Here is a 15,009-nt window from a genome sequence, read left to right as displayed (position 1 = left end):
ATATTAATACATTGGAAGAATGATTATTACGATTGTAAACAGATTATTTTTATGGCTCATCTAGATTGTTCTAGATAGGACTTTTCTTTTATCATTTTAGGCATGGTTTATAATGATGACCATTCAGGTAATATATAAAGATTCATCTAAGTTTTACGATATATATATAAGAGAATAGTTAAACATATCCAGAACATTGAAAAAAGGTAAAATTATTAGGTATTATAAATAAAGATCCAATTAGGTAGTTGAGATGTAAAATAAGTAAAATCATGTTTCTTGCGAAGGGTGAGTTGGACAGCAAAGATATACATAATGGAAGGTTGGGAGAATGTGAAGCGCAGTACTAGTCATTTAAACCAAGAAAATTTAGCCTATATATGTAATAATTTTTCTAAAAGTTTTCAGCTTTCTGTATCGATGATCTGTGCCAAGGGAAAGATCGTTCATTATCCCAGTCCCGAAGTGACTTGGTTACATCCACTCTACAAGACGCCGAAAGATCTATTAAGACATCTCTATGCTGATAATAGTGAACAGCACTATCCGGTGTATCATGATGAGATGGGGGCTGACCATTTTTTTACCATGTCAGTTGTGGATGAGGGGAAATACTTGGGCTGCATTATCGTAGGCCCTTGCGCTTATGGTCCCATCCAGCAAGAGGAGATCGACCGCATTGCGCATGACTTCAATATGGAGGAAGAAAGCGAGAATCTGCGCGATTATTTTCAATCTTTACCTATCCTGAATCAGATCTCCTTCGTACATGCCAGTATGAACCTGTACTATTTGCTATATCAGAAGCCTTTAGATATTCCGGAACTGTTGGATCAGAATCACCATATGAATAGAGAGACCCAGAAGCTTGCGAATATGGAGGAACATCGATCGAAATCGCGGCAACAGGAATATTTTCATATTGATCCCTTGCTAGAAAAAAAGATTTTTGGTCTTGTGCAGGAGGGTAAAAAAGAAGAGATCATTAAAAATATTGAGTATATGATGGAGCAGACTTCGCTGGGTCTTTTGTCTAAAAAAAGTCATCTGCGCAATCTTAAAAATTTAGCAATTTCAGCCATTACACTCACGACCCGTGCGGCGATCGATGGGGGACTGCCGTATGAGATGGCATTCTCGCTAAGTGATTTATATATCCAGAATGTAGAAGAGATGTTCGATAGTCATTCCGTGGGACAGTTAATACTGGATGCCTTACTTGATTTCGCTGATCGCGTAAAGCAAACGCGCGATGAGCCCTACTCTTCACCGATTCGTAGCTGTCAGACCTATATCTCTAGACATTTATATGAAGATATTCGCTTGTCTCATTTGGCGGAATACACGAGTATGAATGCAAGTTATCTATCGGTTCTCTTTAAAAAAGAGGTGGGGATGACGCTCACGGAATCGATTCAGCGGGCTAGAGTGCAGGAAGCTCAGAATCTACTCAATTACAGTAAATACTCGATATTGGAGATTGCGACCTTACTTAACTTCCATGATCAAAGTTATTTTACCAAGACGTTCAGACATGTCACAGGCATGACGCCTAAGCAATATCGAGATCGCAAACGCTGTAAGGAATAGCCTTTCTAAAAGGGAGAACATTTATAATAATGTGAAAAATTGTATATAATAAAGGCTAGCGTCTTATTTTATTTATGAATTATGCGAGATATTGTCCGGTTTGTAGTGTATTATACTAATGCAGCGGACAACAAAATCGTATAACTTAGTCCGACAAATGGTGCATGTGGAGTGCTGTGCGTTTATAGTTATCAGTATGGGGTGATTACTTTGAGTAAAGCAAAAGGCGGTACAGGCAGGGGTACAGGCAAAAAAGGCTGGAACCGGTGGCAAGCCAGTGCCAAAAAATTAAAAAGCGCACCCAAACCTTATAAAAGCAAAGGCACTAAAAATCAAGACGATGCAGCACCGAGGAACGAAGAATAATATAGACCTAGGAGTGGTAATTTGAGAAAACAAAAACCCATGTCATTTGACGATCTGTTAACGGAACTACAAGGCCAAAAAACCGCACAAGAAGATCCGAATCATGTCCCTTTGAGAGTACTCTTTAATGATGCGTTCATGAAGAACCATACCCGTTGGGGCACGTTTGACGAGTTCTTAGAAAAAGGGAATTTCCAAGTCAATGTACTTGAAGATGTGAACAACATCCCAGACGAGTTCTTAGATCGCCACGTGGCGAGAGAGACGGATTTCTCTGATTGGGATACGATGCTTGAAGTAGCGAACAAAGAACATGCAGCTAAGGCCTAGGCCATAGTCTTACATGCACAGATAAGCAAGCTCTTTCTTTTAAGAAAGAGCTTATTTGTTGTTTTACCCTCCATCAGGTCGATTTCTCCTTTACCATTCGTGTGCTCAACAGTTAGACTATAAGAATGTGCAAAAATCATCATTTGCGTAAAGGAGTTCTCATCTTGTCATCTGCATACTCATTTAACAATCGCTCGATATCCCCACGTTATCAACTGATCACGCTGCTGCTGGTGGTCATTGTCTCGGGTATGAGTCAAGGATTGTTGCTTCCTCTGCTTTCTATTTTATTGGAGCGTCATGGTGTATCTTCCGATGTGAACGGCATGAATGCCGCCGCATTATATATAGGCATCTTTTGTACGATGTTTTTCGTTGAGAAGCCTGTGGTTCGGTTTGGCTATAAAAAAGTAATTATCATAGGTCTGCTACTTGTGACAGGCTGTACGTTGCTGTTTTCTATTAGCGAGTCCTTGGTGTTATGGTTCGTGTTGCGGTTATTGGTGGGTGTAGGCGATAGTTCACTTCATTTTGCTACGCAGCAGTGGATTCTTAGCAGTAGTCCGGCCGATCGCAGGGGACGGGTATTTTCCCTCTATGGCATGGCTTATGGGGTGGGATTCAGCGTGGGCCCCCTAGGGATTAACTTATTGAATCTAGGAGATAGGGTACCTTTTCTAGCATCTGGAGCACTATATGCTGGTATCTTGTTACTTGTGTTGCGTCTGCAAAGTGAGAGGCCTGAACAGCTAGACCCGCAGGGAGTGAAAGAGAATCGTTTTATACGCTCTTATAAGTTGGCTTGGTTCGCCTTGATTCCGCCTTTACTATATGGAGTAATGGAAGCGTCCATGAACAGCACGTTCCCTCTGTATGGACTTGGAATTGCTCTGAGTCAGCAGTGGATTTCCATATTACTAGTAACCTTTGGAGTGGGGAGTATTGTCTTACAGCTTCCACTAGGAATTTGGAGTGACCGAATTGGTCGTAAAAAGGTACTTATGATTTGTGGATTCATAGGATCAGTACTCTTCCTGCTCATACCCGTGGTAAATGAGCACAAGCTACTGATGCTGTTCTTGTTCGCTGTGGCAGGGGGAATTGTAGGATCATTCTATTCTCTGGGCATGTCCTATGCCGCGGATATCGTACCGAAAGCGATTCTTCCCGCAACGGGAGTGATAGCTTCCGTTCATTATAGTATAGGTAGCGTACTGGGACCTGTAATTGGAGGCTATGGTATACGCTTTGTCTCAATCCATAGCTTATTTTATTTCCTAGGAGCGGTTTTCGTTGTCTTTGCTATAACAGGCTTTGGATTCAAGCGGGTGGAAAAAGAAGAGGTTGGAACGTAGCTAAGTAGGTATAAATTATTGGCTATTAATTAAAAAAGAAGAACAGCTTACACTGTAAGCTGTTCTTTCTTATGAATACTTTAGATCTTAAACTATACCGATGAATTGCACAAAAATTTAGGTCTCAGTGAAAATTTAATTTTGCTTTTTCTAAGTCTTCACACATCTACGTATCCTAGTGATTTTCCAGCGGAAGCTATAACAAAAGAAGGTACAGGGTATCGCCTCTTTTATAATTTTGCATTCGGTAGAATGGACTATTCAACTGGATATTTCTACTACTCCACGGAGCCTGAGAATAAGGATTCCATTCAACGCGAAAAAATGAATTAAAGCCAAAGGTCTGGGAGATATGCTCCTAGACCTTTTTTGATGCTTCAGGGCTTGGTCTGTTCGCGCCATTGTGGTATTGTAGAACTCATCATGTAGTCGCGCGTGAAGGCTCAAAGCTTGAGGGCTGACTGCATAACTGAAGGAGATGACTTTGAAGGAATGGAAGAACAAGAAGTAGTTCCTGTAAATGAAGAACAATTAAAATACGAGGCTTTGAAAAAGTCTGCGAACCGTACATCCAATTGGCGTGAACGCCTGCAAGCGGTTGAGGAACTCGGACAACTCGATCATGATCAAGTTGCTGATGTGCTGAAAGCACGTGCACAGAATGATAGCGTATTCCCAATCCGCGAAGCGGCTTACCGTCAGCTCCAGAAGATGGGCGTATCTGTACCTCAACCGAAGCGCCAAGAAGGCGATTTGGTCAAAGGGATAACGAAACTTTTGGTGAGAATCAAGAAAAGTCTGCCTCGTGATCATAGTTACGAAGACTTCAAAGCTAAACTTCAAAAAATGCGTGTGGATGTGTATGACACCTATGAAGGCGACAAAGGCGATGAGTTCGATACATGGCTTGAGCAAAAATGGGCTTCCCTACGTACTTAATGTTAGCTATATATAGCTAAGTAAGACTGCTCCATAACTAAAACTGGAAAGAAGGACGTTGAACATGGCTATTCAAATTGATGTACAATCTACACCGAACCCGAACGCGGTTAAATTTAATGCCAGCGAACGCCTCTTCGAAGGAACTCGAAGCGTTTCTTTCAAAAAAGGGGATACTGCGGAACTTCCAATCGTTCAAGCTCTGCTTGCGATTGAAGGCGTGGATAATATTTTTGGGATTAACGATTTCGTTACCGTAACCAAAGAACCTGATGCAGATTGGGATTCGATTTTGGAGAAGGTTGAAGAAGCATTCAGTACCGTATACGGAGCGTAATTGCAGGTAACTTTTTAATTAGTTCGTTACCTTAGCTATAGTCAAGCCATTGGAAAGTGTAGAGGTACTTTACACTTTTTTTGGTGTGCGTTACTGGCATGCGCACATAGATGAGTATGGAAAATAAGAACCCTCTACAAAAGTAGAGGGTTCTTATACATTGTTAACTAAAATTTGATTATCTCTGATTATAGTTGATTATATCTCAAATTAAATTTTCTCTTAAGCTTGATGCACGTGTGGAACTTCCACCTCAGGATTCACATCTGCCTCATAATCTACCCCATCGGTCTCGAACCCGAACAATTGGAAAAATTCTTTGCGATAACCTTCCAAATCTGTAATGTCATAAATATTTTCGCTGCTCACTTGATCCCAGATCTTGATGACTTCATTCTGAACATCTTCACGAAGTTCCCAATCGTCGATACGAATTCTGCCTTTTTCGTCGACAGGCACTTGACCATCCGGGGTGTATAGACGTTCTGTGAACATGCGATAGGTCTGCTCGATAGCACCTTCATGGATGCCTTTTTCCTTCATGACTTTATAGAGTGCAGATACATATAGGGGTACCACAGGAATAGCAGAACTGGATTGAGTAACCAGAGCTTTGCTTACGCAGACAAAGGCTTGACCATGTAGACTGCGAAGTTGTTCCGTAAGCTCATGAGCCGTCGCTTCCAGATGGTCCTTAGCCTGACCGATGGATCCATCCCGATACACCGCTTGGGTAATGGAGGAGCCAATATAAGAGTAAGCTAGAGTCTTCACATTTTCTGCTAGCACACCACCTTGAGCTAGGGCATCTATCCATTGCTGCCAGTCATCTCCACCCATCACTTCTACGGTAGCACGAACTTCCTCTTCCGTGGCAGGCTCAATCGTAACTCCGGTCACCTCGCCCGTATGAAAGTTCACTGTTTTGTTCGTAAACGTTCCTCCCATAGGTTTCAGCACGGAATTGAACACTTCACCTGTCTGTGGATTCGTTCGGCGAGCAGATGCGACACTGTATATGACTAGATCAACGGTACCGAACTCTTTGGCAATTAAGGCAACGGCTCTTTCCTTAGTCTCAGCAGCGAAAGCATCTCCCGTCAGGCTAAATGATTGAAGTCCCGCTTTCTCCGCAAGTTTCTCGAATGCTGCAGATTGATACCAACCCGCTGAAGCCGTGCGACCTGCTGTACTCTTGCTAGGGCGATAGATTCCAATTGTATTTGCACCAGCTCCAAAGGCCGCTGTAATTCGGGCGGAAAGCCCATATCCAGTAGATGCGCCTATAACAAGCACATTTTTGGGTCCGTTAATTTTGGGTAGAGCTTGAACATAATCAATTTGTTCTTGGACCTGAGCAGCGCAACCTTCAGGATGTGCGGTTGTGCATATAAAGCCACGTGTTCTTGGTTTAATAATCATAGGATGGATAACCTCACTTTTCATTAAAAAACTCATTATAGATATCGAAATAGGTATCGAAGTAATACAGTCTTATTCATTTTACCAATTTTCTGAGACCGTAACCATATTTATTGTCATAAGAGAACACTACAGGCATTCGAAAACGGCTACAACGGTAATTAAAAAAAATTTGATGATTGCATTATGTTGTTCAGGCCTAAGTCAGCGTTACTTTCTTTTATCTATTCTGTTTGCTCCACTTCAAATACAGGAAGGGAAAGCACTTCATCATTCACCGTCACCTCTTCATATTGATTGGTGAACTGGCCGGATACAGGAAGAAGGCCTATAGGAAGGTCTGATTTGTATTTGAGTAGCATGTATCCATCTCCTAGATTGGCAACGGGTCCTTGTTCTGAGGAAAGAATAATGTCCGCCGTGAACCGAACCTTCTCGTTAGCGTGTGCTAGTAGATCATTTACTTGAATATCGATATATTCCGTATGAATTTCTTGGAAGACATATTGATTGCCGTCAAAGGTATACAGGACCTGTTGGCCTGCACCCTCTCCTGTTGGATTCTCTACAAGCAGTGTACCATCAGACTGTACAGTAAAGCCGTCAGCCTCGAATTCAAACCGCTTATCGAGCGTGTTAACTCCAACTTCAAAGGCAGTGTAATGAGTTTTGCGCGACTCCGAACTGCTCTGAATGATAAGCATCGGATGAAGTTGTGTGCTGAGTTGGTTATGAACAGAGATCGTCTTGATTGTGGTTCCATCTGGGAATTCGTCGCTTGAGACAATTTTAGTCTGACCTGAAGCATCTATTCCCGCAAAATAAATCCGATTCGTACCATCTGCCGCAGCTACATAAGATGTATATCCAAATAATCTACTGCCCTCAATGACATGGCTAAAGGTCTGTGTGTTATCGGCAGTTTGCAGAAGTCGGAGGGGTTGATTCTTAGTCCAAGCCGCATTGGCCGCTGCGATTTCAGCTGTCGTTCCTTGATAATCTTTGATCGCTTGATAGAGGGTAATCGCTTGTTGATATTCGCCTTTTGCAATCATAAGCTTGGCCTTGCGGAGCAGCTTGGTATACTGTGTACGGATATAGCCCGTCACCTTGGATCTCCAGTGCTCTTGCTCTACAAAATGAGCATAGCTTTTCCCATGCGTAGCAAAAGCAGCATAATTGGAAGATTTTAAATCTGAAGCAAGGACTTGATTAGCCAATAATTCTACATGGGTATGAATCCATGGCGCATTAATCTTGGCCTCTAAATACAGCCTTTTCAGGACGGATGCCTCTTTTAAGAAATCTGTGAACTGCCCCCTAGCAGTAAATTGAGTAAGCTTCTGCACGTCATAGGATTTGAACTTTGGCGTAAGGGAGGCTAGTTGTTTTTCTTTTGTCCCGTAGTAGGCGACAGGGATTTGCAGGAGTTTCTGGCGGAAAGATTCATCCGTATAGGAAGCCTCTTTCAAATTTTCCTTACTCTGCTGAAGGAACCGTTGTTCGAATGAGCGGAATGCAGACATATAATGTTCTGTTACTTGATAATCGATAGAAATTTGTCTGTAATAAGGGCTGTACATCGTGCTCTTATCCATATATTTTGCTCGTAATTGTTGAAGCACAGCGTATCCTTGAATGGCTTGGGTAAAATCGGTGTCTGAGTCTGAATTCACAGATTGCGTTATCTCGTCCAGTCCAGCGAGCTGTGTTTTGATCTCTGTAATGGGAGACAATTCACCTAGTCTTTTCGCAACAAGATCATCCTTATAGTGAAACCACCCATCATGCTTAGATTTCTGGTACAGCGTCTCCGCATCCACCCAATTCTTCTGACTGTAATAGGTCTCTGCCTCGCGGGTCCAAGCGATCTTGCGCTGAATATAATATCCCTTAATGGCTATAAGGATGACCATGATCGTGCATAACAGCAACAAGGTATGACGTAGGGTGAATGTTCTGCGAAGGAGGTTCCACATATTTCTCATGAAGAAGCCTCCCCATCAGCGGAAATACTAATATCTGCATTCTGTGTATACCTGTTCCTATGAATATCTGCAACTTCCTTCGCTAGAGAAGTAGATCTCAACTCTTCCTGTTCCATAATCAGATGATATAGACGTAAAAATCGTTCTTTTGGCAAATGGCGAGCATATCGCTCCATAAATTCCGGATAGAGTGTGACATACCTAGCTTTTCTTAAGGCAGCACCAGCGACAGCTGTTAATATTTCTTGTCCTCGTGACAGGATAAGAATCTCAGGTTCATGCTGAGTAACGTAAAGGATAATGCGTTCCCTGATCAGTTCTGGCTTAATCCGCGCAATCTCTCCGATATAGTCCACCATTTCTTCTTCAAAATCCGATATGAGGAGCTCTTCAAGCTGTAGATCCATGTCCTTACGCAATTGAAATGAGCACAGAAGCTTAAGCTGCTGAAGACGAAGGCGGTCACTGTACACCACAGTAGCGATCTCCCGCATCATTTCGTAGGCAAGAGGTTCATCGCTTGAACGCATGTCATAAGCCGCTTCGATATTAAGCTTCAGCCCCTCCATTAATCGCCGGGTGCTCGTCTCAAGTATTTTTTGGATTTGATAGGGAACTTGGGCTTCGAGCATAGAGCGCTGAACGAGACTCAAGAGAATGATACCCCCGGCGCCCAGACCTAAAGACCAAGCAATGTGCTGAAAAGTAGAGCTGAATAATACAGCAGCGAGAGTGATCAATACAGCTATTAGTCGCTCTGTCTGCATCTGTAGTTTCACCTTCATGAGGGCCATGTTCTCGATTCCAAGAAGCAAGGATTTTCCGCACTGCGGACAGGATTCATCCCAGAGTATCGTATAGTTGCCACAATTTCGGCAGACACGAAGCTTCTCATACTTATACCTTGTAGGCTTAAAAGGCTTCAGTATTACAGGAGTTCTTTTCTTCATCATGAGGATTCACGCCCCTCGTTGACAATCGCTAACAATTCACGATCAATCTCCTCTAAGGAAAGCCTGTGTTTGCGCTTCGAACGATAGATTAAGGAGCGCACTAAGACAAAAAGAAACAATATTCCAATACATCCGTATGTAATCATACTTAAGTCCTTTCTTCTCCCTAATAGGGGAGATCCCTGAAACTTCGGGGTGTTCATACTCGTTATTTATAGGGTTAACTCATTCCATCCATAGGGGGATATGCCATTTTATTGAACTTAATCCGCATTAACTATATCATATTGTATAAGGGATGGCAGATTTAGTAAGCTGAGACATGAATAGGGTAACGCCTATATTATGGATGAATCCATTTTAGGAAAAGTTAATGAACTCTTCATGTCGTCTTAACAAAAGTTCTATAGATTGAATAGAACGGTCCCTACTAGACTGGGAACCATTATGATTTCACACGAAGGAGTAACGCTATGTTTGTAAAGATAAAAGCAGGATTATTCATGCTTATTATGATGATTATGCTCGCCTTGCCGGGCAAAATGCAAATCGCAGAGGCTGCTGCGCAGTCCTCGCAGATTGATGCCGTGCTTGTCGTGGATAACAGTAATTCGATGAACAAGAGTGATCACGAACGTATTAGCAGTGAGGCTATGAAGTTATTCATAGATATGTTGTCCGCTAAGGGAGACAAAGTTGGGGTCGTTGCTTACACAGATCAGATTCAGAGAGAGAAAGCACTGATGGAGATTCAGTCCGAAGCAGATAAGCAAGACTTGAAGGAGTTCATTGACGGGCTGCAGCGCGGAGCTTATACCGACGTTGCTGTAGGCGTACAGGAAGCTGTCAAGGTGCTGAAGCATGGCGCAAATCCAGATCACGAGCCGATGATTGTTCTGCTGGCCGATGGGAATAACGATCTCAATAAAGGATCCTCACGTACGCAGGCACAGTCCGATCAGGAACTCAGTGCGGCGCTAACGGAAGCAAGCCATGAGCAGATTCCTGTCTATACGATTGGGCTGAATGCAGATGGCAAGCTGAATAAAGCAGCCTTGGCTCAGATTTCGCAAAAGACGGGAGGCAAATCCTTCATTACAGATTCCGCAGATAATTTACCGCAGATTCTAAGTGAGATTTTTGCAAGCCATCTAAAACTAAAAATGGTGCCGATTCAATCCATTACGGGAAATGGCAATTACCAAGATGTAACGGTGAATGTGCCGAATGCCAACGTACTGGAAGCGAACATTTCGATGATTTCGAGTCAGCCAGTAGATGTGTTGCTAACGGATCCTTCAGGCAAGACGGTAGCGGTTCCCTCATCTCAATTGCTCGTGTCCAAATCGAAGAGTTATACCTTAATTAAACTTCTAAAACCCGTTCAGGGAGATTGGAAGCTCCAGGTGAAGGGGGCAGATAAAGATAAAATCGATATTAATCTTGTGTTCAACTATGATTTGGAACTCACCTTGGATGCTATACCTGCAAAGACTTACAAATCAGGGGACAACATTGATATTCAGTCCTACCTGATTAGTAAAGGAAATAAAGTACAGAATGCCGCGCTTTATCAAGGGATGAATGCTGTAGTTGTCGCCAAGGATCTGGATACTGGAAAAATCCAAGAAACCAAGCTTAGCAACACAGGGGATCATTTTAGTGGCAGCTTTGTAGTTCCAGATCAACATAATTATGAGATCAAAGTAAGAGCGGAGGAGAAGAGTTTCTACCGTGAGACTCCCGTCACCAAGATTTCAACGAAAGCTAATGCTGCTGGAACAGGCACGGGAAGTACCCATACCACTTCTCCAGATAAACCATTTCCGGTACTTGCAGTAGTTCTATCCATTCTAGGCGTCCTTATAGTGGGGGGGATTGCATATTACCTCTATCGCACGTGGCAAAAGGCCAATCAGGGCTTCGTCGGACAGTTGGTCCTTGAGATTCGCGATAATAATACCGGGGAGAAAACCAATCCTCAATACCGCAAGCTGAGTGCTTTCAAAGGAAAGTTCAACCTTCATCAATTGGTGCAACTTGCTCCTGAACTGAAGGAGACAGAGAAGATCATCTTCACCCCCACTCGTAATGACCGCATTGTACTCAAAAATGGGACATCAGCAACGATTGAGAAATCAGGCCGAGCCGTAGATGCCACTCAGGGTCTGGAGATGAAAGGCGGGGACCGTCTTACGATTCCACTTAGCAGTGTAGATAAGACGATTTTACTGGAGTATCTGGTGTAATACACTTCATATCATAAATGAATTAATGAATGAACTACTGGGGCACAGGCCAGTTAGGCTGTTCCTCAGCAACTATAGGAGGGTCAAGTTATGAAAGCGATCGTTAGAGAGCATATTCAGCAGTTAGATGTCTCGTTAGGCGGAGGGATTGTCAGTGAAAAGATTCGTGTAGATACGATAGATAATCCTATTCTTATTATTGGTCTTGGAGGTACGGGGATTGATGCATTACTTCGTCTGAAATATCAGATCAACCGCCGCTTTAAGCTGCCGGAAGATCCAATCTCTAAGAAAAGAATGGATAAGCCTAGCAACGTAGAATTTCTTGCCTTTGAGACGAATGAACAAGATCGAAGCAAGCGCTACAAAGGCATTGGACTCGATCCGATTAATGAATTCGTTCTGCTGTCCAACGCTGAAATCGGTGGATTATTACAGAATCGCAGTATTCTTGAACCTTATATCACGGATTGGTTGTCTCCTGAGCTTAGCATTACGGACGGAATGAACGGTGCGGCAGGGGTACGTCAAGCAGGCAGACTGCTGCTGTTTACGAAAATCAATCAGGTCGTTCAGGCTATAGACAAGAAGATCAAGACGCTATCGGTGGGGACGAATAAAAAGCTGATGGTCTTTATGCTTACAGGATTGTCTGGAGGAACAGGAAGCGGAACATTCTTGGACATTGCTTATATCGTGCGCGGAATTATTGAGCGGGATCATGGTTCGGCGGGAATTGACCGGGTCAATACACTGGGCTATCTTTTTACACCGGATATTAATCTAGCGAACAAATCTTTAAGCGAACATACCCGGGAGTATATTAAGAAAAATGGTTATGCCGCGCTCAAAGAGTTGGACTACTGGATGAATGTAGATAGCCGCGGAGAACGGTTCCGTCAGCAGTACGGAAGTATTCTGAGTGTGAACTCCCCGCTGCCGCCATTTAACCTGTGTCACTTGATTTCGGCAACGAATACCGAGGGCAAATTATTGGAGAATGCGTATGATTACTGCATGAATGTAACGGCAGAGAACATTACGAACTTCATGGCGAGTGAAGAGAAGCAGTCCGGCGAAGAGTTCGCCATCCATGACTATATCAGCAACATTCGGACGAACATTGCCCAGATGAACAAAGCCTACCCTGCCAACTACGAATATAACATCATTGGTGCTTCTTCGGCGGTACTCCCGATTGAAGAGATGACAACGTACCTTGCTTATCGACTCTTCGGAAAAATGGAGAAGATGTTCCAGAAGGCCCCAAGCCAAGATGATGTAGAGAACTTTGCGCGTAAGCTTGGTATTGATCTGGATACGATTGTCAAGACCTTTGAATCTCGTGTGCCTGAACCTCTGCCCGGATTTCAAAATAGTGAGCGACTAAGTTATGCCAACGTGGTGAAGCAGCAGGTCGTGAATATGGATACGGAGCTGGAGCAGAGCTTCTTAGCTCGTGCGCGTGAAGAATATATCAAGGCGAAGAAACAGCTTCCGGGCGAGGTCATCGGCCAATTCACGGAACAGGTTCGGCGTATATTTTTACATCCAGAACAAGGGCCATTTTATGTATCCCGTCTTATTTTTACCGAAAAAGGATTCAGTCTCCTGAAGATGCTACTGTCCTACATCGAGACTTTAAGGGAGAACTTAACGCGCATTCCGCGGGATATCGAAGCCGCGCGGGAGCAGTCTGAGGAGAAATTTGGAGATGCAAAGAGCGCCTTCGTCTCTAAGGATAAGAAGAAAAATACTTACATCGAGGCAAAAATCAATGAATTCTGGCTTCATGCAGATGTAGAACGTACCGAGCAAATGATTGAATTCTATGAGGACCTCTACGAACTGCTGAACAAGGAAAATAACCGCATTTATAACGTGTTTACTGAAATTTTGAACGCACTTAATTCAATCTTCGCCAAGAACGGGGATATTCTGCTCAATAGCGACGAGCAGGAAGACCATAAAGGCAACAAGACCTATTACTGGAACATTGTAAGCGTACCGGATATTTCTAAGGTAGTAGGCGAACTTATGGAATCTAAGGACGTTGACGACCTGATTCGGGATTTCAGCCAAGAGCTGCTCGATCATTCAAATCTATGGATCAAAGAGCAGGATATGGATATTGTGAGTTCAATCTCTGAGTTCTTAACCACCAAATTTGGAGATTTAATTACGCAGTCCATGGAGGATTTCCTTTTGATGAAATACGGTCAGGACGAATCGATTGAGAAATTCGTAGAGCGGCAAATTGCTAACAAGCTCGATGATGAGGCTGTACCTGTGTTCCATTTGAGCAACAGCTCAGGCCATCTTTATTTCCCATCTTGGGGATTCGTCTCTGTGCCGGTTCAGGCGCCAAGCATTTTGAAAGGCATTCGGAATTATCAGAATAATGCAGTGGGCAAATCTCACTTTACGGTCAAAGAAAGCCAAGTCAAGAATCGGATTTTCTGGCTGAATACGAAGAACGGTGTACCTCTATTCGTCTATACACCGCTTAAGGTTTATGAAGAGAGTTATGAGCGTACCATTTTAGATAAGGAAGGGATTGGGCGTCATCTCGTGCAGACAGAGCATGCGAACTGGACGTATCTTCCTTCACCGATCCCAGAGAAATCGTGGGGGGATGTGTATACAAATGCACGGGTTCGGACTTATAACGCACGTGTACGTACGGAATTCAAGCAGGCGCTGGAACGTAAGATTATTACGGAAAAGGGACTCGACCAAAATACAAGCAGTCGCTATACGGTCATCATGACGAAGCCATTTCAATTGAGAGATGTACTCGGTGCATACGATATGCAGATTGCATCGGCTAAGCCGAACCTAGGGGAGGTCAAGCGTGCGCTGAATGAATTGAAACGCATCTTGGCGGAAGGAATCGAACGGGAAGGTACCAAGGACATTTTTGGTAGTATTAACGAAGACATGGCGCAAGAGAACCTGATTCGTTCCCCGGAATTGATTGCACGCGTGCGAGAAGAATTGGAGAAGTATCGCGAGATTCAGGAGCAGGCGAAGGCTCTTTCCACCTTGCTGGGTCAGCATCAAGATGAAGAGAAGTGGCTGGATCATTTTATCGAGGCCATGTATACCGGAACCATCATTAAGAAAGGGGCACTATATGTGTATGATCGCGATCCTGAAGAAGAAGCATGGGAACCTTTCGCCAATCTGATGAAAAGCCGCAATTATGCGGAGTATGAAGTGTACGGGAACTTCCGTGGACTGGATGAGAAGAGCCGAAGCACCTTATTGCGTAAATCATCACGCCGGGAGGCAGAGCTTACTTCTGCGGAGGATATTCATCCACTACTCTCGAGACTTGAAGAATTGTATACCTCTTTCTTAGAATCCAGAGATCGTCTGGAATATGAACGAGTTGAACTGGCCAATGGAGAGGAAGCTTATTCGTTCTATAAGGAAATGACAACCAAACTTAATGATATTCGCAAAAGGTTGAAATAG

Annotated in this window: 11 protein-coding genes; 8 read left to right on the top strand and 3 right to left on the bottom strand. The window is 43.4% G+C overall.

Annotated features, from left to right (window positions below; genetic code table 11):
* Positions 1 to 315: 315 nt before the first annotated feature.
* From J2Z69_RS09000 to J2Z69_RS08975, 6 genes are all read left to right on the top strand, one after another.
* Positions 316 to 1,590 carry a helix-turn-helix domain-containing protein gene (locus J2Z69_RS09000; protein ID WP_209861275.1) on the top strand — a complete coding sequence of 425 codons (1,275 nt, stop codon included), beginning with the start codon at positions 316 to 318 and terminating at the stop codon, positions 1,588 to 1,590.
* Positions 1,591 to 1,794: 204 nt separating this feature from the next.
* The gene (locus tag J2Z69_RS08995) at positions 1,795 to 1,956 is read left to right on the top strand and encodes a DUF3934 family protein (protein ID WP_209861456.1); all 162 of its coding nucleotides are present in this window, start codon (positions 1,795 to 1,797) and stop codon (positions 1,954 to 1,956) included.
* Between the two features lie 39 nt (positions 1,957 to 1,995).
* On the top strand, positions 1,996 to 2,286 hold the full coding sequence (locus J2Z69_RS08990) for a hypothetical protein (protein ID WP_209861454.1): 291 nt from the start codon (positions 1,996 to 1,998) through the stop codon (positions 2,284 to 2,286).
* Positions 2,287 to 2,450: 164 nt separating this feature from the next.
* Entirely contained in the window at positions 2,451 to 3,641 is a 1,191-nt protein-coding gene (locus tag J2Z69_RS08985) for an MFS transporter (RefSeq protein WP_245339104.1), read from the top strand.
* Positions 3,642 to 4,133: 492 nt separating this feature from the next.
* A complete protein-coding gene (locus J2Z69_RS08980; RefSeq protein ID WP_209861271.1) occupies positions 4,134 to 4,580 on the top strand; it encodes a HEAT repeat domain-containing protein in 447 nt (148 codons plus the stop codon).
* 64 nt (positions 4,581 to 4,644) lie between these two features.
* Positions 4,645 to 4,917, top strand: coding sequence for a NifU N-terminal domain-containing protein (locus J2Z69_RS08975; RefSeq protein ID WP_209861269.1), 273 nt, complete (start codon positions 4,645 to 4,647; stop codon positions 4,915 to 4,917).
* Positions 4,918 to 5,139: 222 nt separating this feature from the next.
* Here the strand turns inward: J2Z69_RS08975 and fabV are convergent, their stop codons facing one another.
* From fabV to J2Z69_RS08960, 3 genes are all read right to left on the bottom strand, one after another.
* The gene (gene fabV / locus J2Z69_RS08970; protein ID WP_209861267.1) at positions 5,140 to 6,339 is read right to left on the bottom strand and encodes an enoyl-ACP reductase FabV; all 1,200 of its coding nucleotides are present in this window, start codon (positions 6,337 to 6,339) and stop codon (positions 5,140 to 5,142) included.
* A 224-nt stretch (positions 6,340 to 6,563) separates the two neighbouring features.
* Positions 6,564 to 8,327 (bottom strand): hypothetical protein, encoded by a 1,764-nt coding sequence (locus J2Z69_RS08965; RefSeq protein ID WP_209861265.1) that lies wholly within the window; start codon positions 8,325 to 8,327, stop codon positions 6,564 to 6,566.
* Positions 8,324 to 9,280 carry a hypothetical protein gene (locus J2Z69_RS08960; protein WP_209861263.1) on the bottom strand — a complete coding sequence of 319 codons (957 nt, stop codon included), beginning with the start codon at positions 9,278 to 9,280 and terminating at the stop codon, positions 8,324 to 8,326. Before J2Z69_RS08960 ends, J2Z69_RS08965 begins: the two co-directional genes overlap by 4 nt.
* 473 nt (positions 9,281 to 9,753) lie before the next feature.
* Between J2Z69_RS08960 and J2Z69_RS08955 the strand changes: the two genes are divergently transcribed.
* Positions 9,754 to 11,529 carry a vWA domain-containing protein gene (locus J2Z69_RS08955; protein ID WP_209861261.1) on the top strand — a complete coding sequence of 592 codons (1,776 nt, stop codon included), beginning with the start codon at positions 9,754 to 9,756 and terminating at the stop codon, positions 11,527 to 11,529.
* 90 nt (positions 11,530 to 11,619) lie between these two features.
* Complete coding sequence (locus tag J2Z69_RS08950; RefSeq protein ID WP_209861259.1) at positions 11,620 to 15,009, top strand: tubulin-like doman-containing protein; 3,390 nt, start codon at positions 11,620 to 11,622, stop codon at positions 15,007 to 15,009.

Source organism: Paenibacillus shirakamiensis (assembly GCF_017874255.1).
GTDB lineage: Bacteria > Bacillota > Bacilli > Paenibacillales > Paenibacillaceae > Fontibacillus > Fontibacillus shirakamiensis.
Note: the sequence above shows the minus strand (reverse complement) of the source record. Positions and strands in the feature narration are given on the sequence as shown.

Excerpts from the sequence above, each read along its gene's own strand:
- J2Z69_RS08950 (WP_209861259.1), top strand. The coding sequence starts at position 11,620 with ATGAAAGCGATCGTTAGAGAGCATATTCAGCAGTTAGATGTCTCGTTA.
- fabV (WP_209861267.1), bottom strand. The coding sequence starts at position 6,339 with ATGATTATTAAACCAAGAACACGTGGCTTTATATGCACAACCGCACAT.
- J2Z69_RS08980 (WP_209861271.1), top strand. The coding sequence starts at position 4,134 with ATGGAAGAACAAGAAGTAGTTCCTGTAAATGAAGAACAATTAAAATAC.
- J2Z69_RS08960 (WP_209861263.1), bottom strand. The coding sequence starts at position 9,280 with ATGATGAAGAAAAGAACTCCTGTAATACTGAAGCCTTTTAAGCCTACA.
- J2Z69_RS09000 (WP_209861275.1), top strand. The coding sequence starts at position 316 with ATGGAAGGTTGGGAGAATGTGAAGCGCAGTACTAGTCATTTAAACCAA.
- J2Z69_RS08990 (WP_209861454.1), top strand. The coding sequence starts at position 1,996 with ATGTCATTTGACGATCTGTTAACGGAACTACAAGGCCAAAAAACCGCA.
- J2Z69_RS08965 (WP_209861265.1), bottom strand. The coding sequence starts at position 8,327 with ATGAGAAATATGTGGAACCTCCTTCGCAGAACATTCACCCTACGTCAT.
- J2Z69_RS08955 (WP_209861261.1), top strand. The coding sequence starts at position 9,754 with ATGTTTGTAAAGATAAAAGCAGGATTATTCATGCTTATTATGATGATT.
- J2Z69_RS08975 (WP_209861269.1), top strand. The coding sequence starts at position 4,645 with ATGGCTATTCAAATTGATGTACAATCTACACCGAACCCGAACGCGGTT.